This is a genomic window from Streptomyces sp. NPDC053079 (genome assembly GCF_044546695.1).
Taxonomy (GTDB): domain Bacteria; phylum Actinomycetota; class Actinomycetes; order Streptomycetales; family Streptomycetaceae; genus Streptomyces.
Genome location: NZ_JBITZJ010000004.1, coordinates 179,215 through 204,774, shown reverse-complemented (window position 1 = coordinate 204,774; position 25,560 = coordinate 179,215). Strand labels below are relative to the sequence as shown.

Annotated in this window: 21 protein-coding genes and 3 pseudogenes; 15 read left to right on the top strand and 9 right to left on the bottom strand. The window is 69.9% G+C overall.

The features are described 5' to 3' along the window. Positions 1-49: 49 nt before the first annotated feature. Positions 50-991 (top strand): leucine-rich repeat domain-containing protein, encoded by a 942-nt coding sequence (locus ACIGXW_RS16700; RefSeq protein WP_399573646.1) that lies wholly within the window; start codon positions 50-52, stop codon positions 989-991. Positions 992-999: 8 nt separating this feature from the next. Here the strand turns inward: ACIGXW_RS16700 and ACIGXW_RS16695 are convergent, their stop codons facing one another. Next, positions 1,000-2,238, bottom strand: coding sequence for a PP2C family protein-serine/threonine phosphatase (locus tag ACIGXW_RS16695; protein ID WP_399573645.1), 1,239 nt, complete (start codon positions 2,236-2,238; stop codon positions 1,000-1,002). 249 nt (positions 2,239-2,487) lie between these two features. Here ACIGXW_RS16695 and ACIGXW_RS16690 point away from each other — a divergent pair, with 249 nt between their 5' ends. Beyond that, entirely contained in the window at positions 2,488-3,795 is a 1,308-nt protein-coding gene (locus ACIGXW_RS16690) for a phosphatase PAP2 family protein (protein ID WP_399574041.1), read from the top strand. 399 nt (positions 3,796-4,194) lie between these two features. Here the strand turns inward: ACIGXW_RS16690 and ACIGXW_RS16685 are convergent. Beyond that, positions 4,195-4,578, bottom strand: a pseudogene (locus ACIGXW_RS16685) (transposase family protein); the annotation flags it as partial. Positions 4,579-4,945: 367 nt separating this feature from the next. Here ACIGXW_RS16685 and ureA point away from each other — a divergent pair. From ureA to ACIGXW_RS16630, 11 genes and pseudogenes are all read left to right on the top strand, one after another. After that, positions 4,946-5,296, top strand: a pseudogene (ureA, locus tag ACIGXW_RS16680) (urease subunit gamma); the annotation flags it as partial. Then, positions 5,276-5,692: an urease subunit beta gene (locus ACIGXW_RS16675; RefSeq protein WP_399574040.1), complete on the top strand. Its 417-nt coding sequence runs from the start codon at positions 5,276-5,278 to the stop codon at positions 5,690-5,692. The pseudogene ureA and the gene ACIGXW_RS16675, both read left to right, overlap by 21 nt. Positions 5,693-5,773: 81 nt before the next feature. Continuing rightward, positions 5,774-7,774, top strand: coding sequence for an urease subunit alpha (gene ureC / locus ACIGXW_RS16670; protein ID WP_399574039.1), 2,001 nt, complete (start codon positions 5,774-5,776; stop codon positions 7,772-7,774). Between the two features lie 98 nt (positions 7,775-7,872). Continuing rightward, on the top strand, positions 7,873-8,547 hold the full coding sequence (locus ACIGXW_RS16665) for an urease accessory protein UreF (RefSeq protein WP_399573644.1): 675 nt from the start codon (positions 7,873-7,875) through the stop codon (positions 8,545-8,547). 26 nt (positions 8,548-8,573) lie between these two features. Then, on the top strand, positions 8,574-9,269 hold the full coding sequence (ureG, locus tag ACIGXW_RS16660) for an urease accessory protein UreG (RefSeq protein WP_399573643.1): 696 nt from the start codon (positions 8,574-8,576) through the stop codon (positions 9,267-9,269). Positions 9,270-9,382: 113 nt separating this feature from the next. Next, complete coding sequence (locus ACIGXW_RS16655; protein WP_399573642.1) at positions 9,383-10,171, top strand: urease accessory protein UreD; 789 nt, start codon at positions 9,383-9,385, stop codon at positions 10,169-10,171. A 349-nt stretch (positions 10,172-10,520) separates the two neighbouring features. Continuing rightward, positions 10,521-11,168, top strand: a pseudogene (locus ACIGXW_RS16650) (transposase). Between the two features lie 78 nt (positions 11,169-11,246). After that, the gene (locus ACIGXW_RS16645) at positions 11,247-12,464 is read left to right on the top strand and encodes a Shedu anti-phage system protein SduA domain-containing protein (protein ID WP_399573640.1); all 1,218 of its coding nucleotides are present in this window, start codon (positions 11,247-11,249) and stop codon (positions 12,462-12,464) included. After that, positions 12,461-12,787, top strand: coding sequence for a hypothetical protein (locus ACIGXW_RS16640; protein ID WP_399573639.1), 327 nt, complete (start codon positions 12,461-12,463; stop codon positions 12,785-12,787). Before ACIGXW_RS16645 ends, ACIGXW_RS16640 begins: the two co-directional genes overlap by 4 nt. Before the next feature lie 385 nt (positions 12,788-13,172). Next, positions 13,173-13,592: a tyrosine-type recombinase/integrase gene (locus ACIGXW_RS16635; protein ID WP_399573638.1), complete on the top strand. Its 420-nt coding sequence runs from the start codon at positions 13,173-13,175 to the stop codon at positions 13,590-13,592. A 205-nt stretch (positions 13,593-13,797) separates the two neighbouring features. After that, positions 13,798-14,175 (top strand): nuclear transport factor 2 family protein, encoded by a 378-nt coding sequence (locus tag ACIGXW_RS16630; protein WP_399573636.1) that lies wholly within the window; start codon positions 13,798-13,800, stop codon positions 14,173-14,175. On the opposite strand, the gene ACIGXW_RS16625 is transcribed toward ACIGXW_RS16630, so the two are convergent. Next, positions 14,165-14,992, bottom strand: a complete 828-nt coding sequence (locus ACIGXW_RS16625) for a helix-turn-helix domain-containing protein (RefSeq protein ID WP_399573634.1) — start codon at positions 14,990-14,992, stop codon at positions 14,165-14,167. The genes ACIGXW_RS16630 and ACIGXW_RS16625 overlap by 11 nt on opposite strands. A 31-nt stretch (positions 14,993-15,023) precedes the next feature. Then, positions 15,024-16,832 (bottom strand): FAD-dependent oxidoreductase, encoded by a 1,809-nt coding sequence (locus ACIGXW_RS16620; protein ID WP_399573633.1) that lies wholly within the window; start codon positions 16,830-16,832, stop codon positions 15,024-15,026. A gap of 207 nt (positions 16,833-17,039) precedes the next feature. Between ACIGXW_RS16620 and ACIGXW_RS16615 the strand changes: the two genes are divergently transcribed. Next, the gene (locus ACIGXW_RS16615; protein ID WP_399573632.1) at positions 17,040-17,345 is read left to right on the top strand and encodes a 4a-hydroxytetrahydrobiopterin dehydratase; all 306 of its coding nucleotides are present in this window, start codon (positions 17,040-17,042) and stop codon (positions 17,343-17,345) included. A gap of 96 nt (positions 17,346-17,441) precedes the next feature. Here the strand turns inward: ACIGXW_RS16615 and ACIGXW_RS16610 are convergent, their stop codons facing one another. The 3 genes from ACIGXW_RS16610 to ACIGXW_RS16600 all read right to left on the bottom strand — a co-directional run bounded on the left by ACIGXW_RS16610 (position 17,442) and on the right by ACIGXW_RS16600 (position 21,320). After that, complete coding sequence (locus ACIGXW_RS16610) at positions 17,442-18,284, bottom strand: aldo/keto reductase (RefSeq protein WP_399573631.1); 843 nt, start codon at positions 18,282-18,284, stop codon at positions 17,442-17,444. 114 nt (positions 18,285-18,398) lie between these two features. Continuing rightward, entirely contained in the window at positions 18,399-20,225 is a 1,827-nt protein-coding gene (locus ACIGXW_RS16605; protein WP_399573630.1) for an AMP-dependent synthetase/ligase, read from the bottom strand. Positions 20,226-20,393: 168 nt separating this feature from the next. Beyond that, positions 20,394-21,320, bottom strand: a complete 927-nt coding sequence (locus tag ACIGXW_RS16600; protein WP_399574038.1) for a LysR family transcriptional regulator — start codon at positions 21,318-21,320, stop codon at positions 20,394-20,396. Positions 21,321-21,423: 103 nt separating this feature from the next. On the opposite strand from ACIGXW_RS16600, the gene ACIGXW_RS16595 reads away from it, so the two are divergent. After that, positions 21,424-22,545 (top strand): bile acid:sodium symporter family protein, encoded by a 1,122-nt coding sequence (locus tag ACIGXW_RS16595; protein WP_399573629.1) that lies wholly within the window; start codon positions 21,424-21,426, stop codon positions 22,543-22,545. Here ACIGXW_RS16595 and ACIGXW_RS16590 read toward each other — a convergent pair. Both ACIGXW_RS16590 and ACIGXW_RS16585 read right to left on the bottom strand, forming a co-directional pair. Beyond that, positions 22,483-24,501, bottom strand: coding sequence for an exo-alpha-sialidase (locus tag ACIGXW_RS16590; RefSeq protein WP_399573628.1), 2,019 nt, complete (start codon positions 24,499-24,501; stop codon positions 22,483-22,485). The genes ACIGXW_RS16595 and ACIGXW_RS16590 overlap by 63 nt on opposite strands. 104 nt (positions 24,502-24,605) lie before the next feature. Further along, positions 24,606-25,538: a zinc-binding alcohol dehydrogenase family protein gene (locus ACIGXW_RS16585; protein ID WP_399573627.1), complete on the bottom strand. Its 933-nt coding sequence runs from the start codon at positions 25,536-25,538 to the stop codon at positions 24,606-24,608. Positions 25,539-25,560 lie beyond the last annotated feature (22 nt).

Below are 25,560 nucleotides of genomic sequence, written 5' to 3'. Positions count from 1 at the left end.
AAAGCGGTCTCGTAGCCTTGCGGTTGTCCGGACAAGGGAGAGGGGACGCATGACGCGGCACGAGGGGCGAGGACGGCTGGACCTCAGGGGCAGGGGCCTGGACCGGTGGCCGGCGCCGCCGGGCGGTCTGGACGGGGTCACCGAACTCCACCTGGACGACAACGCCTTCACGGCCGTTCCGGAACCGCTGCGCACCGCGGGCGACCTGCGGCTGCTGAGCCTGTACCGCAACCGGCTGGAGTCCGTACCGCCCTGGATCAGGAACCTGAGCGGCTTGCGGAGCCTCAACCTGGCGGCCAACAGGCTCACGACCCTGCCGGAGGAGATCACGGACCTACCGGGCCTGCACACGCTGGACCTGGGCCACAACGACCTCATGGCCGTACCCGAATCCCTGGATCGCCTCAGGGGCCTCGACCGCTATCTCTACCTCAGCAACAACCGCCTCACGACGGTCCCGTCCACGCTGTGTCGCCTCACGCGCCTGCGCTACCTGAACATCACGGACAACCGCCTGACGCAACTCCCGCAGGACCTTGGCGCCCTGGCCGCCCTCCGCGAACTGCGCCTGTACAACAACCGCCTCCGCACCCTGCCGGACTCCCTGGGCCGCCTGGGCGAACTCCGCGAAGCGCACCTGATGGGCAACGCCCTCACGGCTTTGCCCGAATCCCTGGGCAACCTGAAGGCCCTGCGCGAACTACGCCTCATGGACAACGCCCTGCGACACCTCCCCCGCTCCACCGGCCACCTGAAGCGCCTACGCCTCCTGGATCTGCGCAACAACCACCTGACGGAACTCCCGGAGTCCCTCTCGGCCCTCCCCGAACTGACCCACCTCGACCTCCGCAACAACCGCCTGACCGAACTCCCGGAGTCCCTGTCCCAACTCCCGTTCCTGGAGAAGCTGGACCTCCGGTGGAACCCGATCGCGAGCCGGCCCGTATGGCTGTCCGCGCTGGAGCACCGGGGCTGCGCGGTGCTGTGCTGAGGAAGGAGTCAGGCGGCTTCGCTGGGGCTGCCTCCGTAGTGCCATTCGATGAGTTCGGGGTGCCATTCGAGGAGCAGGATGGTGGCGTCGTCGCTGAGGGCGTTGCCCTGGTACTCGAGGATCGCGTGGATGAGCAGCCGCAGGACCTCGGAGGGCTGCTGGCCGGCGGCGGAGGAGCGGATGATGAAGTCGGTGAAGCGGTCCAGGCCGAACGCCTCGCCGTCGTTGCCGCGGGCCTCGGTGACGCCGTCGGTGTACAGCAGCACCCGGTCGCCGGGTTCCAGCGTCGTGGTGTGCACCTTGCGGCGGGTGGGTCCCAGCTGGAACGGCAGCCCCATCGGCGGCTGAGGAGGGCTCTCCAAGGCGTGCTCCAGCACGCCTTCATCGCGGATGAGCAGGGGAGGCGGGTGGCCGCAGTTGCACCACCGCAGGATGCCGGTGTCCACGTCCAGCTGGCACACCACGCCCGTGCAGAACTGATCGGGGAGCCACTCGGCGAGCGTCCGGTCCACTGCCTCGATCATGTTCGGCAGGTCGGCGCCGGAGCGGCGGCCGTTGCGGCAGCCGGCCATCACTACGGAGGTGGTCAGCCCCGAGGCGAGGTCGTGGCCCATCGCGTCGAAGATGCTGGCGTGCAGGATGTTCTTGCTCACCGAGTGGTCGAAGGCGTCCCCGCCGAGCTTGTAGGCGGGTTCCAGCACGGCGGTGGAGATCACGCCGGTGCGGCCGACGCTGCGTGGCGGCAGGAAGGCGCGCAGCATCTCGGTGGGCAGATCCATGCCCTGTGTGCGGATGCGGGCGACGAACCAGTCGCTGTAGGTGCGCTTGGAGGTGACCACCAGGGACAGGACCCGCGCCAGCATCCGGCACCGGCGCAGCCGCGTCCCGTCCAGCACTCCGGCCCGTATGCCCAGCACGCCGAGCCGCTCCGCGCCGTCCACCATCGGCAGCCACACCACCACGCCCTCACGGGACTCGTGGACCCGCAGTGACAGGGTGCGGTAGGCCCAGCCCGCCTCGCTGGAGTCCACCGGAAGCCGTTCGGTCTGGTCTTCGAGAGGGATGAGCTGATGCTGCTGGAGGTCGACGAGATAGATCGCGGCGCTGTCCAGTCCGAGTGCCCGGGCGCACCGGTTCACCAGCCCGGGCAGCCGGTAGGGGACGATCGCATTGGCCTCGGCGAGCAGCCGTTCCAGCATCTGCTCGTCCGCCCCGGTGGTGACCGCCCGGTCGTCCCTGTCGGCCATCACACCACCTCCGCCACCTCAGTCTCGCATCGATCCGCCCGAGTCTCATTCCGGGCATTCCATGCATTCCGGGCGGAAGGCGGCGGCGCTCGCCGGTGGCCACCCGCCTTGCGAGGGGGGCTGGCCCGCCGGACACTGGACGGTCTACCAACACCCCACAAAACGGTCAAAAAATTGGTACCTATAGTATCGCGGGTGTCGCGAATAGACTGCAGAAGCAAAGCCGCCGCGTGGCGACAACCACGGACGATCCTGTGGGCCACGGCGGGTGCGGTGACCCTCGGGTTCCTCATCACGCTGGAGATCGCCGCGCGTCGCTACGCCGGCGTGCCGGGGCCGCTGACCACCCAGGCGCGAGAGGTGATCTTCGCCCCCAAACCGGGGCCGCTGTACGGCGGTCTGGCGCTGATGATGGTGGTGCTCACCTGGCGACAGCGGTTCATCGCGGCTGGTGCGGCGATCGGCATCGACGTCGTCTTCGTGCTGGTGCGGTGGGCGGTCGACGCCAAGGTGGACGCCGACCACTTCTTCGGCAACGGCGCGTTGTGGGTGATGCTGGGCTGTGCGGTCATCGCCGTCACACGACGCACCGGCCAGGAACGCGTCCTGCTGCTGAAGGCCGTCGGCCTGGGCCTGCTGCTGGTGGCCGGCCGCAAGACGGGCGACACCTGGCTGCTCATCACGGCGAAGACCCGCCCGGAGGTGCTCGACCCGTACCTGGCGACCGCCGATCACGCGCTGGGCAACCCGTCATGGGTGGCGGGCCGGATCCTCAAGGCCACCGGCCCGATCGGCATCCACACGCTCGACCTGGTCTACGCCCAGCTCGCGGTGGCCGCGATCGTCGTCGCGCTCTACCAGCTGCGCAACGTGGCGGCCGAGCGCCGCTTCCCGAGCCATCACCTGGTCCGCACCTTCCTGGTGATCGGCCTCCTCGGACCGGCCGTCTACATGATCTTCCCGGTCGTCGGACCGATCTTCGCCTACGGCCCGGGCACCTCCGGCACCGGCGGCGTGCAGTGGGCGGTGGCCAACCTGTGGCCCAACACGCCGCCGCCGATCAGCATCCCGCACCCGGTGCCGTACGACGCGATCACCCCTCGCAACTGCATGCCGAGCCTGCACACGGCGTGGGCCACCACGATCTTCATCCACTCCCGCAAGGGCCCAAGACTTCTGCGATTCGCCGGGACCTTCTGGCTGGTCGCCACCCTCAGCGCAACACTGGGCTTCGGCTACCACTACGGCGTGGACCTCGTCGCCGGCGTGGTGTTCGCGCTCACGGTCGAGGCAGCCATGCGCGCACTCGACCGCGGCTGGGACCGGTCCGCGACCCAGCTGATCGCCTACGGCGCAACGGTCTTCGCCGCACTCCTGGCGTGCTACCGCTACCTGCCGGTGGAGATGGCCCGGAATCCGTGGGCGTTCGGACCGCTTCTCCTTCTGGCGATGACCTCGGTGATCTACGGCTACGTACGGACCACGAAACTGTGGGAACGGGAACCGAAGAAGACCGCCCCGGCGCGGCAACCGGAACCGCAACTCGAACTGGTCTGAGTCACCACCCCCGCGTCACCGCCCTCCCATGACCGTTGTTTACCGCCCCTACTGGCACGTTGTGGCACGCGCTCTTGGGCTTGTCGACGCCGAACCCTCCTTGCGGTCCGTGGGCGTCCGTCGGCGGGCCGGGACGAGTTCCAGAGCGAAGTGGGTCAGCCTTCGGGGAGTTCTTCCCCTTCGAGGGAGACGCTCGGGAATCACTGCGACTCGTTTGGGGTACAGACCGCGGACGGTCCTCCTAGCACCCGGCGTCGTTGTCAGTTCCTCCTTCTAAAGGCTGTCCCGTAAATGGTCTTCGAGTCGGTGAAGGCGGGTCGTTCCGTGCGGGGCTACTCCACCGCGCACCAGGTCGTCACCGATGCCGACACCCGCCAGGTGGTCGGCATCGGCCGGCCGGTGCCGGTAGTTCTTGGACTGCTCGGCAATGCTGCGGTCTCGGGTGGGTACGAGGGTGCCGTCAATGATGAGCACGGTGTCTTTACTGAATCGCTTGCGCGGCTGGAGTGCCAGTTTCGGACCAAGGTGTTCGATGATCCGGTCGGCGGCCGACTTGGAGTCCCTGAAGTGCGGGGCAAGCTGGCGCAGCGTCAAGTGCATGCGCCTGTACGCCACGACCAGGAGCACCCGGTCTTCCAGTGACAGGCTCCACGGCCGACTGCGCCGTGCCCCGTCCGCGGCCTCACGGCGAACCACGGTCACCAGCTTGCCGAAGCAGCGAGGGCTCAGCCCGGTGAACGGGACTATCCAGGACGGCTCCGACGCCGTGATCACACCAGCCACTGCCGACGATGGCGTAGTGACGGCCTGAGTGAACCCGCAGTTCTGGCATGCCCGCCGGCTGTCACAGTTGCCATGCCGGAATCTCGCCAGTATCCCGCCCAGCGCCTGGAGCACCGCAGAGCCAGCGACTGGGGGCCAGCCTCTATTCCTAATACGTAGCAGAAGCCTCAGCCGTTGCCGGTACTACTCGATGAGGGGGTGACGCCGGAGGCTCGCTGATCAAGCTCCATCCGAAAGCATGAATGGATGCATTGCTTCCGTTTCTATTCCTACCTGGGTCGTTGAACACATAAGTGGCGTCCGCACCGGGTTCTCCTTGGGCGACTCGCCGTGCACGTCACGCCGAACCACAGGAAGGAGAGCCCGCATGCATCTGACGCCACATGAGCAGGAGCGGCTCATGATCCGTGTTGCGGCGGATCTGGCCGAACGACGTCTCAGGCGCCAGCCTGATCTCGCACTGAACTACCCGGAAGTCATGGCGCTGTTGGCGGCCTATGTGCTGGAGGAGGCCCGCCACGACACGAAGACGGTCGCCGAGCTCATGGATACCAAGCTGAGCGATGTGGCGAAGACGCTCAAGATCCCCAATAAAACCGCCAGCGGCAACTTGACGGACTTCGAGGTCATGGACGGCGTGCGGGAGATGATCCGCGACGTGCAGGTCGAAGCGACGTTCAAGGACGGCACGAAGCTGGTGACCATTCCGGACCCGCTCGGCAAGGCGGAGCCTGACGCGAAGGTCTACCCGGGCAAGTACGAACTTCTCGCGGATGACGGTCAGCACGCGGTGACGTTCAACGCGGACGACCACGACGACTCCCTGAGGGAGGGGCCGCTGTGGGCGAAGAACACCGCGAAGCGGCCTATCCAGGTCGGCTCCCACTTCCACCTGGGCGAAGTCAACGCGTGCCTCAAGTTCTTCAAGGACGAGGAGTGCACCGACCCGGCCGACGATGACGTGAAGGGGAAGCGGCTGCACATTGCGGCCGGTACGTCGGAGCGGATCGAGCCCGAACACGTGTGCAGAGTGTGGGTGGTGCCCATCAAGGGAGCCCAATTGGTCAAGGGCCTTCGAGTCAAGGACCCGGGTGATTGGAAGGTGGCCCCATGAGTGGTAGCTCCAGTCAGGCACGTGGTGTCGTGCAGTCGACCGCCGCGCGAGCTCAGCTTTACCGCGCGCCCTCCGGAGCCGCTGTGGCGGCAGGACTACGCCACGTTGTACGGCCCGACGAAGGGCGACCGGGTCAGGCTCGCCGACACGAATCTCATCGTCGAGATCGAGGAGGACTGGTGCGGGGGACCGGGCCGTAGCGGCGACGAGATGCTTTTCGGCGGCGGAAAGGTCATCCGGGAGTCGATGGGCCAGTCGCATTTCCCGAGGAGCGACACCACACACAATCCGGTGGACACAGTGATCACCGGTGCTCTGATCATCGACTACTGGGGTGTGGTGAAGGCCGACGTCGGCCTGCGAAACGGCGAGATCAAGGCGATCGGGCAGGCTTACAACCCGGAAACGATGACACCGAAGCCCTACACGGCCGAGGAGAACCTGGGCGGGCGTGCCTCGCACTTCGTGGTGGGGCCGGAAACCGAGGTGATCTCCGGCAACGGGCGGATCCTGACCGCGGGCGGCATCGACACCCACGTGCACTTCATCGGCCCCGGGCAGATCCACGAGGCACTCGCTTCGGGAGTGACCACGCTCATCGGCGGCGGCACCGGCCCCGCGGAAGGCAGCCGGGCCACCACCGTGACGCCTGGCGAGTGGCACCTCCGGCGGACGTTCGAGGCCCTGGACGCCTACCCGGTCAACATCGGCCTGTTCGGCAAGGGCGGCACAATCTCCTACGAGGCGCTGGAGGCCCAGATCAAGGCCGGCGCCATCGGCCTCAAGGTCCACGAGGACTGGGGAGCCACCCCCGCGGCCATCGACAAGGCGCTGGAAATCTGTGACACGCACCACGCCCAAGTCGCCCTGCATGCCGACTCGATGAACGAGTCCGGGTTCGTTGAGGACACCTTCAACGCCACCAAGCATCCCACCACCAAGAAGCCCCGGGGCATTCACGTCTTCCACGTCGAAGGCGCCGGCGGCGGCCACGCACCGGACATCATGAAGATGGTGGGCAAGGGCTACGAGAATGTCCTGCCCGCGTCGACCAACCCGACCCGGCCCCTGACGGTCAACACCGTCGCCGAGCACATGTACATGATGGTTGTCTGCCATCACCTCAACCTTGAGGTGCCCGCGGACAAGTCGTACGCCGACTCGCGTATCCGGCCCTCCACCATGGCCGCCGAGGACTGGCTGCACGACACCGGCGCCATCTCGATGATGTCCTCCGACTCGCAGGCCATGGGGCGTATCGGCGAGATGATCACGCGGACCTGGCAGACCGCGCACGTCATGAAGAAGCGCCGCGGCCACCTGCGGGAGGACACCGACAGGCACGACAACTACCGCGTCAGGCGCTACATCGCCAAGTACACGATCAACCCGGCCATCGCCCACGGCATCGACGAGCATGTCGGCTCCGTCGAGACGACCGGCCCCCGTGATACCCCCAAGGTCGCCGATCTGGTGCTGTGGGAGCCGAAGTTCTTCGGCGTCAAGCCGCACGTGATCATCAAGGGCGGACAGATCGCCTACGCGCAGGTCGGCGACGCCAACGCGTCGATCCCGACACCGCAGCCGTACCTGCCCCGCCCGGTGTGGGGGGCATGCGGCCGGGCCCCGGGAGGCAACTCCTTCAACTTCGTGGTGCCCGAGGCGCTCGGCATCAAGACGACGTACAACCTGACCAAGGGGGTGAAGGAGACCAAATCCACTCGTGACGTGACCAAGCAGAGCATGAAGCTCAACGGTGAGTCGCCGGAGATCGAAATCGGTCCCGAGACTTTCAGCGTCACCATCGGCGAGAGCAAGAGCAAGAGCCAGGCCGCGGGAACAGCCACGGCCACGGGCTCCGGCACTGGCACAGCCACGGGCTCCGGCACAGCCACGGGCACGGCCACGGATACGGGCACAGCCGCGAATCCCCCGGGATATGAGCGGGGCACGACCATGGACAGCCTCACGAAGGTGGAAGGCGCCCCGAATGACGGGCTGATGTTCGAGAAGAACCAGCCGCCGAATCCGGACCTCTACGAAACCGAACTGCCCATGGCTCAGCGGTACTTCCTCTTCTGAGCGCGACGTCGGTCCGGCGGCGCTCCGCCGCCGGACCGCCTGCTCGGGAAGTCCCTCCTCCTGAGGTCCGTACCTGTGAAAGGCAGGCCACCGTTCCCATGAGCCATGCTGCCCTGCTCGTCCTGGCCGACGGCCGTTTCCCCGCCGGTGGGCACGCCCACTCCGGCGGTGTGGAGGCAGCGGTCGCCTCGCACGGTGTCCACGACGCCTCAAGCCTGGAGGCGTTCTGTCGGGGCCGCCTGCACACCGCCGGGCTGACCGCGGCCGGCCTCGCCGCCGCGGCCGCCACCGGATACGACCCGATGGCGCTGGACGAGGCCGCGGACGCACGCACCCCCGTACCAGCACTGCGGCAGGTCGCCCGCAAGCTCGGCCGGCAGATGCTGCGCGCGGCCCGGGCCGCCTGGCCCTGCCCCGAGCTCGACGAGATCGCCCACCGCCTGCCGCAGGGCGCTCACCAGCCTGTGGTGCTCGGCGTCGCCGCGCGCGCCGCGGGCCTGACCCCGTTCGACGCCGCCCAGTGCGCCGCGTACGAGAGCATCGGCGGCCCCGCGACGGCGGCGGTGCGGCTGCTGAGCCTCGACCCGTTCGACGCGACCGCCCTGCTCGCCCGGCTCGCCGGCGAACTCGACGACGTCGCCCACGCCGCCGCCGAAGCGGCAGCACGGCTCGCCACCGACGGTGTCGGAGTGCTGCCCGCCGCCTCGTCGCCGCTCCTTGACATCACCGGTGAACAGCACGCCGCCTGGTCCATGCGGCTCTTCGCCTCCTGACACCCCCATACCGTTCGGAGTACGCCATGCACCTCGACCACGACACGATGCTGCCGCACCACCACACGCCCAGCGCAGAGGCACTGCGCCCCGACGGCGGGCGCCGCGCCCTGCGCATCGGCCTCGGCGGGCCCGTCGGATCCGGCAAGACCGCCACCGTCGCCGCACTGTGCCGCGCCCTGCGCGACCGGCTGTCCATCGCGGTCGTCACCAACGACATCTACACCCGCGAGGACGCCGAGTTTCTGCTCCGCGAAGCCGTGCTGCCGCCGGAGCGGATCACCGCCGTCGAGACCGGCGCCTGCCCGCACACCGCGATCCGCGACGACATCTCCGCCAACCTCGAAGCCGTCGAACAGCTGGAGGAGACACTGCTCCCGCTGGATCTGATCCTCATCGAGTCCGGCGGCGACAACCTCACCGCCACCTTCTCCAAGGGCCTCGTCGACCACCAGGTCTTCGTCATCGACGTCTCCAGCGGCGACGACATCCCCCGCAAGGGCGGCCCCGGCATCACCACCGCCGACCTCCTCGTCATCAACAAGACCGACCTCGCTCCCTACGTCGGCGCCGACCTGGACACCATGGCCGCCGACGCCGGCCGGCAGCGCGGCAACCTCCCCGTCGTCTTCACCAGCCTTGCCTCGGACGACGGCATCCAGCCCGTCGCCGACTGGGTCAACGGATGCCTGGCCGCCTGGCGGACCGAGGCCGCCGTATGACAGCCACCGCACCACACCCGAGCCCGCCACCCAGCACAGCACCCCCCGCATCGACCGCCGCAGGAAGCGAGACGGACAGCGGGCCGACAGACGGGGAGCACGTGGCCGGAAGGGTGCACCTAACGGACCCCGAACTCTCCGGTGTCCGGGCCACCGCCTTCATCAGGGCCGCCTGCGAGGGCTCCACCACGACCGTGCCGCTCATGCGCAACAGCGGCCCCTTCCACTTGCACCAGACGCAACCCCACAATGGGTGGGCCCGGGTCAGCGTGATCAGCTCCATGTGCGCACCTCTCGGCGGGGACCGGCTCGCCCTCGACATCACCGCCGAGGAAGACGCCAGGCTGGAGGTGAGCACGCCGACCGCCACCATCGCGCTGCCCGGCGCCACCGCCACACCCGCCGCCTACGACGTCCGCCTCACCGTCGCCGACCACGCCATGCTGACCTGGCTGCCCAAACCCCTGATCAGCGCCTCGGACAGCACCCTTCACCAGACCTGCACGGTCCACCTCGCGCCCACCGCCGCCGTCCTGCTGCGCGAGGAGCAACTCCTCGGCCGCACGGCCGAACCCCCAGGCCACCTCACCACCCGCCTCACCGTGTACCGCGGCGGCCGCCCCGTCCTCGACCAGCACACCGCCTACGGCGGGACGGCACCGGCCTGGGACGGCCCCGCCGTGCTGGGCGGACACCGCGCCGCCGGCCAGCTCCTCGTCGTGGACCCCCACCTCACCACCGACCACCCATCGATCCTCATCGGTGACGACCCTGAGAAGGGCCACGCCGTTCTCACCCCGCTCGCCCAGCACCCCGCCTACCTGGCCACCGCCACCGCCACCACCCTCCACCAGGTGGGCAAGCTCCTCAACACCGCGCTCGAACACATCCGGAACATGTAGCTGGGACCAGCCTGAGACGCGGGCCCGGGAGGACATCCGACGGATCGTGCAAGGGGCTCACGAGCAGTTCTTCCCACTCGGCGGCTCGGCGGGGGATCGGTCGAGCGACGAAGGCGCCCGGTTGCCACCACGCACAGACTCCCGGCAAGGCAGTCGGTGTCAGTTCCGCCTCGTGGATGACGGGGCCAGAAATCAACATCACCAAAGAGGCAACATGCCAACGGCCACGACGAGCCCGTGATGCCCTACGAGGCCATGCGCTGGTTCATGGAGCAGGTGGTCGAGCAGGTAGACCGCTGCTGCATCGCGCTCAAGCAGGGAGAATCGTCGGCAGTGGAATGATCAGGCAGTGGCTGGTGCGATCACGCGTCGGAGCCGTCCTGAGGCCGCGGACGGGGCACGACGCGGTCGGCCGTGGAGCCTGTCACTGGAAGACCGGGTGCTCCTGGTCGTGGCGTACTGGCGCACGAACTTGACGCTTCGCCAGCTGGCTCCGCTCTTCGGGGCCTCCAAGTCGGCCGCCGACCGGATCATCGAACACCTAGGTCCCGAAACTGGCACTCCAGCCGCGCAAGCGGTTCAGTAAGACACCGGCTCATCATGGACGGCACCCTCGTACCCACCCGAGACCGCAGCATTGCCGAGCAGTCCAAGAACTACCGGCATCGGCCGACCGATGCCCGGCAACCGCCACGACTCCCGCGGCTGGAAGGAGTCCGGGGCGAAGGAAGCCGTCGGTGACACGGTGACGATCGCGGACGGCGGCTACCAGGGCACCGGACTCGTCATCCCGCACCGACGGACGAAGGGTGAGGCCCTTCCGGGATGGAAGGAGGAACACAACCGCTCCCACAAGCAAGTACGCGCCCGCGTCGAGCACGCCTTCGCCCGGATGAAGGGCTGGAAGGTCCTACGCGACTGCCGCCTCAAAGGGGACGGCGTGCATCATGCCATGCTCGGCATCGCTCGCCTGCACAACCTCACCCTCACCGGATAGGGCGAGCCAGTCCGCACGGAACAACCACGCCTTCACCGACTCGACGACCATTTACGGGACAGCCTTTAGAGTCCCCGCATGGCGACATTCCGATCCAGTTTCACGCTTTGGAAGATGGTCAGCGGGGCACGTGAGCTCACCGAGCACCCGAGCGTGCAAGAGCGCATCGATGCGGTGCTGCGCATTATGGGTTCTGCCTTCGGCGGGACGGGGTACGGCAAGGGCAGACCGTTGGTGAAGGCCCTGGAGGACGTCGCTCAAGAAGCGCTCTTGCTTGGTGACTTCGCGTTTGCACAGCGGTTCCAGCGTTTCGCCGCCTACGCCGGCGGCGAACTGTTCCTCGAAATCCTAGAGAACTATTACGACGAGGAGGCGCGGCATCGCAGCGAGGAAGGCATGCGCAGGATGGTGGCCATGGGATCCGATCGAGCGGTGGCCGTTTTGGACGCTCTCTCCAACGACAATCCTGATGCAACGGTCGCCGACGCGCGGGACCTCTTTCGCGGGATAGCCCTGTTTGTGGATCACTTGGGTCTCGGCACTGGTGAGGGCGGGATCCGGCTGCCCACCCGAGAGAGGAGGCGACTCCAGCAGTACGGGCACATGGAGCTGGTTCTCAGAAACCTGCCGCGACCGGCCTCGGCCGGCGCCGCGCGGATGGTAGGCGACTTGCTGGCGGACGCCGATGTGGGGTTGCCCGCTCAGTTGCTGGAGCTGAAGGCCCGGAGGGCGGGCCTCGAAGCCCTGCGCGTTGTGGTGGAGGACGAGACGAGCTCCGAAAGCGCCCTCCACGCCCATCTGAAGAACCAGGAGTGGATCTTCGGCGGTGCTTACGTGGCAGAGCTGGCGCGCCGACAGTACACCTCGGACACGATTCTAGACATCCCGCTTCTGCGCGGTGATGGATCCCTTCACGTGGTGGAACTCAAGCGCGCCAACATCAAGGACCTGGTAATACGTCGCAGCGGCCACCTCATGTTGGGTGCCCCGGCGCACCGAGCGGTGTCACAGGCGCAGAACTACCTCCGCACTATGGACGAGAACCGTAAGACCATCCTCACGCACCATGGCGTCGACACTCGTAGAGCCTCGGCGACGGTTGTGATCGGGCATCCGAGATACGGGAGTGGGGACATCAGCCCCCAAGAGATCGCGGAGACACTGCGCACCTACAACACACATGCGGCACGTATTGAAGTGATCACGTACGAAACCCTGCTGGAGTCAGCAGCCCGGATGCTGGCCCTCTCGTCAGCGCGGCAGGACCCTGACCAGACCGAGGAGCCCACGGCATGACGGAAGAAGAGCGTCCTGCGATCGAACAGCTGCTGGCCCGCCTGTGCGGTGGCGTGATCACCGGCAGGGATTACGTCGGCTACTTCCTCAATGAGTACGGGGAAGAACTCGTCTTCGCCCAGCGCCGGGGAGAGAAGACCGCCCGGCTCTGGCACAGCGACGTCGATTGGCAGATGTTCCGCGTCGGCGACCACTCAATACGGGTCGGCGGCGTGATGGACGGGGTGGTCACCGTGGACGACCTGATCATCAATCGCTCTGAGGCGACGTGGCTGTCCTCCTGCCTGGCCGCTTCCCGCCACCTGCGTCAGAAACGCGGCTGATATGTCGCTCGGAGGTGGGCAACGGCGAAGGCCCCGGGTCGGTGACCTGAGGCCTTCGTGTCTGAGCGGATGACGGGAATCGAACCCGCGCCATAGGCTTGGAAATCACCCGGCACTTGGGCCTGTGTACGGCCACTGACCTGCGAAAGTCCCCGCTGGGAGCCAGGTTCTGGCGGCCTTGCCAGGCGCCTGTTGACCGCTGCTTACCGCCTCTACTGGCATGTTGTGGCACGGCCTTCAGCGGTGGGATGTGGTGTGCTGCCCGGCTACTCCCGATCCGGGAGGGTGCGGGCCGCCACGTTGAAGGTGAGGTTGGAGAAATCCCGGCCCTGGAGCACTGGGCCGTACTGCGTTCCGCCGCTGATGCGGTTGTGTACGTCGCTGCTTGAGGCGTGGAGTTCCTGCTACCACTTCTTGGAGGGGTACGAGAAGCGGCAGCAGCAGGAGTGCCGGGAACGAGGAGTGGCATGGGGACCCGAAGGGGCTTGTCTTCCCGAGCGAGACCGGAGGTCAACGTGACTCGCGCAGTGTCCTGCGGAACTTCCGTTCCCTGCTGAGGGACGCCGGCTTCGCAAAGCCCCACGAGTGGACCGCGCGTGAGCTGCGAACGAGCACCGTATTGCTCCTGTCGGCCAACGGGACCCACATCGAGGTCATCGCCCGTGTTGTCGGACACAGCGGTACTCAGACGACCGAGCGTGTCTACCGAAAGGTGCTTCGCCCGGTGATCACAGAAGGGGCGGAAGCTATGGACGGCATCTTCGACCTGAGCGCCGACTCCACCAGGGAGACGCCGAGCGACTGACCCCGCCCGGCGCCCGGTGGCTTCCTCTTTGGCTCCCCGCGACCCTGTTGCTCCGGCGGGGCATTACCTGACCGGTAATCGCCCACCCACCCCCCGTCCCGGCACAGTGAGTGCAGCGCCTCCCGGACCCGCGCACTCGGGTCCGGGGAGCGTGGGCCGGGTTGCCGGCCGGTTCTGTTGATGTTGGGTTGAAGGGGAGATCGTCATGTCGCAGTCGCAGTACGAGGGCGCCGTTAACCGTTACTTCGAGGCCTGGAACGCCGTGGATGCCGAGGCGCGGGGCAAGGCTGTCGCCGCTGCTTGGAGTGAGGACGGGAGCTACACCGACCCGCTGGCCGATGTGCGGGGGCACGAGCAGGTCGGTGCTGTCATCGCCGCGGCGCGGGAGCAGTTTCCGGGGTTCGAGTTCCGGCTGAGCGGGGTCGTCGACGGGCACCACGACACGGCGCGCTTCTCGTGGGAGCTGGTGTCGGTGGCCGACGGGGCCGCGCCGGTCGCCGGGTCGGATGTGATCACGCTGGCCGAGGACGGCCGGATCCGGTCCGTCCTCGGCTTCCTCGACCGGGTGCCCGCTACGGCGTGAAGCCCTGCCTCAGGGCGGCGGCCGTCTCCGGATCGGCGGGGAGGAAGGTCTCCAGGGCCAGTTCGGAGACGGTCACGTCCATGGGGGTGTTGAAGGTCGCGATGGTGGACGTGAACGACAGGGTGCGGCCCCCGTGTTCGATCACCATCGGCAGGGCGAAGGGAAGTCCCGTGCCCTCGCCCGTCGACATCTCGATCTCAGCCGTGCGGCCTTCGGGCATCGGGTAGGCGCTGACCTCGTCGTAGAGGGCGCGCAGCGGGGTGGAGCGCATCAGGGCCAGCTGGCGCTCCATCTGGTGGAGCAGATGGCCGCGCCACTCGCGGAAGTTGAGGATGCGGGGCGCGAGGCCCTGGGGGTGCAGGGTGATCCGCATGGCGTTGAGCGGGGGAGTGCGCAGGTGGTCCGCTATGCCCTCCATCAGCATGGCGATGCCGCTGTTCGCGGCCAGCACCCGGTAGGTGCCGTCCACGACCAGCGCGGGGAACGGCTCGTAGCCATTCAGCAGCCGCTCCAGCCCCTCCCGTAGCCCGTCCAGCGCCGGGTCGTCCAGGGGTCGCTCGGGGTAGTGCGGGGCGTAACCGGCCGCGATGAGGAGGGCGTTGCGCTCCCGGACGGGTACGTCGAGGTGGTCCGCGAGGCGCAGCACCATCTCCTGGCTCGGCCGGGAGCGGCCCGTTTCGATGAAGCTGATGTGCCGGGCGGAGGAGTCGGCGCGCAGCGCCAGTTCCAGCTGGCTGATCCGCCGCCGGTCCCGCCATTCGCGCAGCAGCGCGCCCACGCCCACGCCCGTGTCCGGGGCAACCGCAACAGTCGTCATGGTCCGACCGTAACCCGTGCGTTCGCGAGGGTTACCCCAGATCGAAGGCGTTGCGCAGCCCGAGCCGGTGGCGCAGGTCGTCCTGCCGCCGGAACCCCTCGAGTTCGGGTGCCCGGTACAGGGGTGCGATCGCGCACCGCTCGGTGCGGGAACCCGCCTCGTCCAGCAGGGCGTTGACCGCCGCGCGGGCCGAGGCGTTGGCGCCCTCCATGGTGGCCAGGTCGATGTCGACGGCCACGTAGTCGCCGGAGAGGAAGAGGTTGGGGATCGCGGTCCGGGCCTCGGGGCGGTTGTACCAGGTGCCGGTGGGGTGGATGAACAGCTGCTCGTCGTTGCTGGCGTGCGTGCCGCCGAGTTCGACGGCCGGGTCCAGGAACCAGGAGTGCAGCTTCGCGTCGCTCAGCACCGTGCGCCCGGTGTCGTTGAGGCCCGCCTTCATCTGCGCCCACACCTCGCGGGCGACCTCCTCGCGGGTGCACTGCTTGGCGGTCTTGGCGTAGAGGATGCCGGGCCGGTCCCATTCGGAGACGTCGACCGACAGGCAGTCCGCCACCGTGCCGTCGCCGTAGTTGCGCCGGAAGTCCCGTCCGGGCCAGTACTGGGCCTGGCCCACGGAGGTGATCGACCAGGGCGAGTCGATGTGGTTGATGTGGCCGTGAATGATCGGCGTGGGCTCGGTGAGATAGAACTGGATGCCCGTCATCCAGTCCGTCCGCAGCTTGTCGCAGCGCGCCAGCCGTGGGTCCGCCGCCCGGACCTGTGCGTTCCAGGTCGTACGGGCGTGCTCGACCGGCATCGCGGAGACGAAGTGGTCGGCGGTCACCGACTGCCGTGCCCCGCTGGCGTCCTGCAGCACGGCCTCGGTGATCCGTCCGCCGGCGAGTCGCAGGTCGCGTACGCCCCAGCCGGTGCGGAACTCGACGCCGAGCGACCGTAGATGGGTGATCCAGGGGTTGATCCACGCCTCGTTGGTGGGGGCGTTGAGGACCCGGTCCGGCTCGCCGTCGGCGCCCCGGCCCATCGCGTTGAACAGGAACGCCTCGATGCAGGTGGCGACGGTCTTCGTGCTGGCGACCTCGGCCTTGGTCGCGACGATGTTGCGGGTGATTCCGACGGCAAGCAGCTGCCGGTAGTTCGCCGACATCCGGGCGGCCTTGGTGTACTCGAACCACGGCACGCGCTCCCACTCCTGCGTCCGCCGCCGCTCGCTGCTGGTGAACCAGACCAGCAGCCGTCCCGCGAAGTAGGCGATCTCATGGGCGGGCAGCCGGGCGAAGGTCTCGAAGAAGGCCGTCAGCATGCGCAGGAACGCGTCCGGCGTGAGCACGGGCGGCGCCTTGCCGATGCTCGCGAACGGTATCCGGATGTCCTCGCGCCCGCCCGTGCGCGCCAGCATCACCTCGCTGGAGGCCACGAGGTTGTCGTGGCAGCCGTTCGCGTTGCCGGGGAAGGGGATGCGGCGCAGGGTGTCGGGCAGGTTCCGGTAGAAGCCGGGGATGAAGCGGAAGCCGTGTTCGCCGGGGAGCGGCCGGCGGCCGCCCTTCGCGCTGCCCGGTACGTCCATGCTGCGCGCCTTGCCGCCGAGGGCGGACTTGCGTTCGTACACCGTCACCTGGAAGCCGCGCTCGGCCAGTTCGTGCGCGGCCGTGAGCCCGGCGACGCCGCCGCCGAGCACCGCGACGGTGCGTCCGCCGGTGCGCCGGCGGGGCTGTGCGTGGGCCGTGCCGCCGAGCGCGGCCGTGGCGCCGAGCGCCGTCGCCCCGCCGAGCGTCGCCGTCGCGGCGACGGCACCCGCGCCGCCCAGGAACCCTCTGCGTGTGCTGCCTGCGGGATCCACCATGGCCACAGCCCCTAACCGCCGGTAACTTGTCATGCCCGGCGCAGGAGCATAGGTGGGTCCTCCTCGACCCGGAAGGCGGGCGGGGTCTCCTCCGCGCCGTCGGCCGTACATTGGCGCGAAAGCGCTGCCGCCCCATGGGACGCTTGCATCACCGCCGGCTCGCGGTGGGAACGAAGACGGGGCGAAGACGCGACGAAGGGATGCGCGATGGCAGTCGAACCGCTCTCGCAGAACGACGTGGAGGAGCGCCTCCAGGAACTGCCCGGCTGGACCACGGACGGCGACCGGATCACGCGCACGTACTCCTTCGACGGCCACTTCCAGGCGGCGGCGATGGTGATCCACATCGCGCAGCTCCAGGAGGAGCTCAACCACCACTCCGACCTGACCCTGGGCTACAACACCGTCTCCCTCGCCGTGAACACGCACAGCGTCGGCGGCAAGGTCACCGGCCTGGACGTGGAGCTGGCCCGCCGCGTCGAGGCGATCGCGCCCGGGCACGGGGCGCGCTGACGCACGGCGGCCCCGGGACGGTACGTCCGTCCCGGGGCCGCAGGGGCGACATGACGACCGGTCGTGGCGCCGGCCCGACCGGCCGAGGCCGGCGGATCAGTTGAAGTCGAACTCCGCCGGGTCCGGGCCCAGCCGGGTGCCGTTGTCCAGGCCGGCGATCGCCGCGAGGTCGTCGGCGTCCAGCGCGAAGTCGAAGACGTCGATGTTCTCCCGGATGCGGGAGGGGGTCACCGACTTCGGGATGGCCACGTTGCCCAGCTCGACGTGCCAGCGCAGCACGATCTGAGCGGCAGTCTTGCCGTGTTTGGCGGCGATGCGGGCGAGCGTCGGGTCCTCCAGCAGGCCCCGGCCCTGGCCCAGCGGGGACCACGCCTCCGTGACGATGCCGTGCCGCGCGTGGAGGGCGCGGAGCTCGGCCTGCGCGAAGTTGGGGTGCAGCTCGATCTGGTTGACCGCGGGGACGACCGAGGTCTCGGCGATGACCCGCTCGAGCTGCTCGGGCTGGAAGTTCGAGACGCCGATGGCCTTGGCGCGGCCGCTCGCGGCGATCTCCACGAAGGTGCGGTAGATCGTCAGGTAGTCGTCGCGCATGGCCCGGGGCCAGTGGATGAGGTACAGGTCGACGTAGTCGAGCCCGAGCTTGTCGAGCGAGGCGTCGAACTCCCGCAGGACGCTCTCGCGCGTCCAGGTCTCGGAGGCGCTGTTCCACAGCTTCGTGGTGACGAACAGTTCGTCACGGGCGACGTCCGAGGCGGTCAGCCCCTTGCCCGTGCCCCGCTCGTTCTCGTAGATCGCGGCCGTGTCGATGCTGCGGTACCCCGCTTCGATGGCGGTCGCGACGGCGGTGGCGGCCTCGCCGTCCGGGACCTGCCACACGCCGTAGCCGATCTGCGGCATCTCGACGCCGTTGTTGAGGGTGATGGTGGGGACCTTGCTCACGAGCAATCGATCCTTACGTCCGTCGGATAGCACTTACCCCATGGTCAACCGGCACGTTCCGGATCGCATTCCCGATACACCTATTTTTCTGGCACCGGGGACTTACGGGCCGCGTCAGGTGGCGTAGAGCGCGTCGACTTCCATGGCGTAGGCCTTCTCGATCGCCTTCCGCTTGAGCTTCAGCGTGGGCGTCAGCAGCCCTTGGTCCTCGGTGAACCGGTTCGCCAGGATGCGGAACGTGCGTATCGACTCGGCCTGTGAGACGAGTGTATTGGCGGCCACCACGGCCCGCCTGATCTCGGCCTCGAGCTCCGGGTCGTGCACCAGTTCGGACGGTGGCGGCAGGGGCTTGTCGCGCAGGGCCATCCAGTGCGCCACCGCCTCCTGGTCGAGCGTCACGAGGGCCGCGACGTAAGGGCGGTCGTTGCCGACCACCAGACACTGGGCGACCAGCGGATTGGCCCTGACCCGCTCCTCCAGCGCGTGCGGTGAGACGCTCTTGCCGCCGGAGGTCACCAGGATCTCCTTCTTCCGCCCGGTGATCGTCAGATAGCCGTCCTCGTCCAGCGCGCCCAGGTCACCGGTGGCCAGCCAGCCGTCGCGCAGGACGGCGTCCGTGGCACGTCGGTCACCCAGATAGCCGGAGAACACCTGCCCGCCGCTCAGCCAGATCTCTCCGTCGTCGGCTATGTGCACGCTCGTGCCGGGAACGGGCCGGCCCACGGTGCCGAAGCGGGTGCGCTCGGGCGGGTTGGCGACGGCGGCGCCGGTCGTCTCGGTCAGCCCGTACCCCTCGAACACGGTGATGCCCGCGCCCGCGAAGAACAGCCCCAGGTCCCGCTCCATCGCCGAGCCGCCCGACATCGCGTACCGCACCCGACCGCCGAGCGCCTCGCGGATCCGGGCGTAGACCAGCTTGTCGAAGACCTGGTGCTGTACGCGCAGCGTGGTGCCGGGGCCCGGGCCCCGGCCGAAGGCCTTGTCCTCCAGCGCCTGCGCGTACCGCACCGCGACGTCGACGGCCTTCTCGAACGGCCTGCCCCTGCCCTCCAGCTCGGCCGTGCGCCGGGCCGAGGCGAACAAACCCTCGAACACATAGGGGACGGCGAGCACGAACGTCGGCCGGAACGACTGCAGGGCGGGCAGCAGCGCGGCGGCCGACAACTGCGGCTGATGCCCCAGCCTGACCCGGCCGCGCACCGCCGCGACCTGCACCATCCGGCCGAAGACATGGGCGAGGGGGAGGAAGAGGAGGGTGGAGGCCTCGTCACCGGGGCGGGAGCGGAAGACCTGCTCGTAGCGGCGCAGGACGTTGTCGGCCTCGGCCATGAAGTTGGCGTGCGTGAGCACACAGCCCCGGGGGCGGCCCGTGGTGCCGGAGGTGTAGATGACGGTCGCCGGGGAATCCGGGGTGACGGCCATGCGGTGCCGGTGCACGACCTCGTCCGCGATGCGCGTCCCGGCGCCGGTGAGCTCGCCGAGCGCGCCTGCGTCCAGCTGCCAGAGGCGGACGAGGCGCGGCAGCCGGTCGATGACCGAACCGATGGTCATCGCGTGGTCCTCGTGCTCGACGACGCAGGCCGAGACGTCCGCGTCGTGCAGCATGCCGAAGACCTGCTCGGTGGAGGACGTCGGGTACAGCGGTACGGGCTGGGCGCCGATGCACCACAGCGCGAAGTCGAACAGCGTCCATTCGTACCGGGTACGGGACATGACGGCGACCCGGTCGCCGAACCGGACCCCCTGGGCGATCAGGCCCTTGGCCAGCGCCAGGACCTCGTCCCGGAAGGCGCCTGCGGTCACCTCCCGCCACCGGCCGTCCTGCGTCGGGCGGCCCAGCGCGACTCTGTCGGGGGCGTCGGCGGCATGATCGAACACGACGTCCGCCAGTCCTCCGACGTGGGGCGCCGTCACCAGGGAAGGGACGGTGAACTCGCGCAACCTCTCGCTCCTCGCGACGCTCCGCACAGCGCCGTGACCGTACCCGATCCCGTCCCGCCCCGAACCCCTTCGACCGGCCTCGTCTCGTCTGATGGACGGGGTCCGACCGGATCTGCACCGAATCTCTTCGATACCTCTTCGAGGCGTGCACGCAGTTGTCGCCGACTGTTATCCGGGACCCTGAGACCCCTGGGGCGCCTGCGCTCGGCCCGGCGACTGCAACCGGTCCCCGGCGGCCAGGATCGCCTCCGCCAGCGCCCGCGCGCTGCCGCGCGCGGTGCCGCCCCGGACCGTCCGGGTGCCGTACAGCAGCACCACGTCGACGTCGCCGAGCTCCGGAAGCCCGGCGCGGGCCGGAACGCGGACGAGCCCCGGCGGGATCATGCCCTGGGCGTGCGCCATCACGCCCAGCCCGGCACCCGCGGCGGCCACCAGACCGTTGAGACTGCCGCTCGTACAGGCCACCCGCCAGGGGCGGCCGTGCCGTTCGAGCACCTCGAGGGCGCGGGCCCGGGTGACGGCCGGCGGCGGGAAGACCACCAGCGGCAGCGGGCGGTGGGCGTCGAGGCGCAGCCCCTCACCGCCGATCCACACGAGCCGGTCGCGCCAGACGAGCCGGCCGTGGGGCTCGTCCGGGCGGCCCTGGCCCGGATGGCGCTTGACGAGGACGAGGTCGAGCCGTCCGGCGGCGAGCTGCTCCTGGAGGGGGCCGGAGAGGTCGACGGTCAGCTCGAGATCCACCTCGGGGTGGTCGCGCCGGAAGGCCTGCAGGATCTCGGGGAGCCTGGTGAGGACGAAGTCCTCGGAGGCCCCGAAGCGCAGCCGCCCCCGCAGCCGCGTCCCCGCGAACCAGTGCGCCGCCCGCTCGTTGGCCTCCAGGATCGTACGGGCGAAGCCGAGCATCGCCTCGCCGTCCTCGGTGAGCGTCACGCTGTGGGTGTCGCGGACGAACAACAGCCGGCCGGCCGCCTTCTCCAGCCTGCGCACCTGCTGGCTGACGGTCGACTGCCGCACGCCCAGGCGATCGGCGGCCTGGGTGAAGCTCAGGGTCTGCGAGACGGTCACGAAGGTACGGAGCTGGGTGGGATCGAACAGATCGGCCATGCCCCGAGCCTAGCCAGGCCCATCGCCATACGTGATAACAGTCAGCGTGGTGAACGGGGTTCCCGATGGCCCGTCCGGCGGACAACCTGAGGACATGCGCCCCCGCCCTCTCCGTCCCGGCCTTCTCCGTGCCCGCCTTCCCCGCCGCCTCGTCGCGGTGCTCCCCGTCGACCCCTACATAGCCGCCCTGCTGGGCACGGTCCTGCTCGCCACCCTCCTGCCGCCGCGCGGCCCCGCCGCGACCGCCGCCGCGGACCACGCCTCCACCGGGGCCGTGGCGCTGCTCTTCTTCCTCTACGGCGCCCGCCTCTCCACCCGTGAGGCGCTCGACGGACTGCGTCACTGGCGGCTGCACCTGACGGTCCTCCTCTGTACGTTCGCGCTGTTCCCGCTGCTGGGCCTCGCCGCCCGCGGTCTCGTGCCCCACGTCCTGACGCCGCAGCTGTACACCGGGCTGCTGTTCCTGTGCCTGGTGCCCTCGACCGTCCAGTCGTCGGTCGCCTTCACCTCCCTCGCCCGCGGCAATGTCGCGGCCGCGATCTGCGCGGGCTCCCTGTCCAGCGTCGTCGGCATCGTCCTCACCCCTCTGCTCGCCGCCCTCCTGCTGGGCGGCAGCACGGGCGGGGTCTCCCTCGACTCGCTGCTGTCGGTCGCCCTGCGCCTGTTGGTGCCGTTCGTGGCGGGGCAGCTGCTGCACCGCCGGCTCGGACCCTCTCTTGTGCGCCACGGCAAGGCCCTGGGGTACGTCGACCGCGGCTCGATCCTGATCGTGGTCTACGGGGCGTTCGGCGCCGGCGTCGTCGGGGGCGTCTGGCACCAGGTGACGCCCTGGCGGCTGGCGGCCCTGCTGGCCGTGGAGGCCGTCCTGCTCGCCCTGATGCTCACCCTGACCAGCCGCGGCGCCCGCCGCCTGGGCTTCGACCGGGCGGACCGCGTCGCCATCACCTTCGCCGGGTCGAAGAAGAGCCTCTCCGGCGGGCTGCCGATGGCGACCGTGCTCTTCGGGGCGCACGCGAGCGTCGCCGTGCTGCCGCTGATGCTCTTCCACCAGCTGCAGTTGATGGTCTGCGCGGTACTCGCCAAGCGCTACGCCCGCCAGGCGCCCACCGCTGCCGCCCCAGCCCCCGCCCCCGGGGCCGCCAGCCCCCGCCCCTCAGCGGCGGGAAGCGACACCGGCACGATCGCCGGGGTCGACGCGGTCCAGCGGCAGCCATAGCACCGGACCGTCGCTGCGGGCGGGCGGCGCGTTCGTCGCCCGCAGCGCCGCCAGCTCCCCGGCCGTCAACGCCCTCCCGTACACCCGTACCTCGTCCAGACCCCCCTTCAGAAAAGCGCGTGCGTCCGGCCTCTGCGCCAGATGCACCCCGAACGTCGAGTTCCGGCTCACCGACCCCGGCACATCGGGCACGGCGGTGGAGACGCCGTCCACGGTCAGCGTCAGCCTCCCGCCCGTACGCCGCAGGGCCAAGTGGTGCCACCGCCCGTCGTCGTACGCCCCCACCGACCGGACCGTCGCCGTCCGGGACGGCCCGGGCCCCTCGGCGAGCGCCGTCACCTGCCCGGCGATCCGCCCCTCCCGCGGCTCCCCGCGCAGCGCCACCTGCGGCGCCCCGCCGACGCCGCCCATCCACAGGAACGGCTGCTCGCCCCCGGCCCCCGAGGCGCCGTAACGGAACCACAGCGCCGCCGTGAAGTCCCGCGCGCCCAGCGGCAGCGAGGCCCGGTAGGGCAGGCGCACGGCGTCGTCCTTGCCGTCGAACCCGAGCCCGGAGCCGAACCGCCCCCCGACCGGCCGCGCGCCGCCGAGCACATACGCGCCCCGCCCGCCCGGCGCCCGGTCCGGCGTCGTCGGGTCCGGCCCCCGCCGCGCGCCCAGCCACTCCTCGGTGAACCGCGCGAAGCGGATCTCCTGCCGGGCGTCCGCCTTCCCGGCCTCGTAGAGCAGCCCCGTCGTGCCCGGGCCGACGACCGCCATGTCGGAGTAGCCGGACCAGTCGGCGGTGACCCGTCTGCCGCGCTCGGCGCTCTCCCAGGTGCGCCCCTGGTCGTAGGAGGAACGAATGGTCAAGGTGCGGCGGCGGTCGGGGTCGGCGGGCGCCGAGAACAGCCAGCGCCCGGGCCGCAGCGGGGCGACCGCCCCCTGCACCATGGGGGAGTACAGGTCCGGCAGCGCCCGGAACGGCGCGGTGAAGCTCGCTCCGCCGTCACGGCTGACGGCGTCGTCGCGATTGCCGGGCTCCGTGCCGTCCTGCTCCCGGCCGTTGACGTAGACCGCCCCGTCGCTCCGCTCGGCGAGCGTCAGCTCCGAGGGCTTCTGCCGGTAGGTGCGGTCGGCCGTGACCTCGTGCGTGTCCACCGCGCCGAGCCGCCAGTGCGCCCCGCCGTCGTCGCTCAGCGCGAGCGCCGCGTGGTTGGCCGATGTCCGGGTGCCGTCATGGCTCTCGGCATTGAGGCCGATGACCAGGCGACCGCGGTGCGGCCCCCGGGCGAGCTGGATGCCGTGCCCCGGGCCCGTCGCGTACCAGGAGTTCCACCCGGCGGGCCGGATCTGCGCCGTCAGCTCCCTCGGGCGCGACCAGCTGCGGCCGTCGTCGTCGCTGTACTGCAGGTGCGGGGTGCGGTCGCAGGGCACGTCGCAGTTCCCCGCGTCGTCGCGGCCCTCGTTATAGGTGGTGGCCAGCACGATCCGGCCGGTGCGGCGGTCCACGACGGGCGCGGGGTTGCCGTGGGTGTCGCCGCGGCCGTGGTCCACGATCCGCAGCGGCTCCCAGCTGCGGCCGCCGTCGGTGGAGCGCTTGAGAACGAGATCGATGTCGGTGGCGTCACCGCAGTTGTCCTTTCTCCCCTCGGCGAAGGCGAGGAGCGTGCCCCGGTTGGTGGTGACGATCGCCGGGATGCGGTAGCAGGCGTAGCCGTGCCCCGGCTCCCGGCCGGCCTTGAACAGGACCTGTTCCTCGAACCCTGCGTCCGCTGGTTCCTCGACCCCGGCACCCGCCGGGGTGACGTACCCCCCGGGCACGGCCGCCGCTGGGGGGAGGCAGAGCGCGAGCAGCGCACCGCAGAGAACGGCGGAGGCGGCAGCGGCCCGCCAGCTGATGCGGGGACCGGGCGGGGACGAGGAATGAGCCAGGGGTGCGCGCTGTCGGCAACCGGTGGGAGGATGCGCCGCCATGGCCCGGCCCTTTCGCGTCAAGGCCGTCGCGGCGGCCCCACGTGTCCGGTGCGCCACCGTACGGTGCGGGCGTTGCTCCCACAAGGACCGTCAGGCCAAAGGGCTCACACGGGTCGCAGGACCACCTTGCCCTGGTTGACGCGGGCTTCGATGATCTCGTGCGCCTTGGCCGCGTCCTCCAGCGGCAGCTCGGCGTGCACCCGCGGCCGCACCTGCCCGGAGGCGTACAGCTCCCACAGCTCCTGCCGCCACCGCTCCATCAGCTCCGGCCGGCCCCGGGCTATGAGCGCCATCTGGAAGCCGATCGCGGATTTCGCGCCCACCAGCAGGTCGTACGCCTCGATGGTCCCGCCGCCGGAGCTGTACGCCACCAGCCGGCCGCCCGGAGCGAGCGCCGCGATGGCGGGGGAGAGCAGCTCGCCCCCGACGGCGTCGAGAACGATGTCCACCGGCTCGCCCCAGGACTCGTCCTCGTACGTCACCACCTCGTCGGCGCCCAGCGACCGGACGAAGTCGGCCTTGGCGGCCGAGCCGACCGCCGCCACCACGCGGCTTGCCCCGCGGGCCTTGGCGAGCTGGACGGCCAGATGGCCGGAGCCGCCGGCCGCGGCCGTCACCAGCACCGACTCGCCCTCGGCCGGCCGCGCGGCCTCGTACGCGCCGAGGGCGACCAGGCCGCACCGCACGAGCGCCACGGCGTCGGCGGCGTCCACGCCGGGAGGGACCGGGGACGCCATGGCGGTGTGCAGGACGGCGTGGTCCGCGTACGCGTCGCCGAAGCACAGCCCCGTGACCCGCTCGCCGACCGCGAAGCCGGTCACTCCCGGGCCGACTGCGACGATCTCGCCGGCCACCTCGCCGCCGATGCTCGCGGGCAGCGGCAGCCCGCCCTCGCGGACCTTGCGGACGACCGGCAGCGTGACACCGATCGCCTCGGTCCGCAGCAGCAGTTCACCCGGGCCGGGCGCGGGGACCTCCGCCTCCTCGACGCGCAGGACCTCGGGGCCGCCGTACTCGTAATACCGGACGCGACGCATGGGCACACACCTCCACCATAAG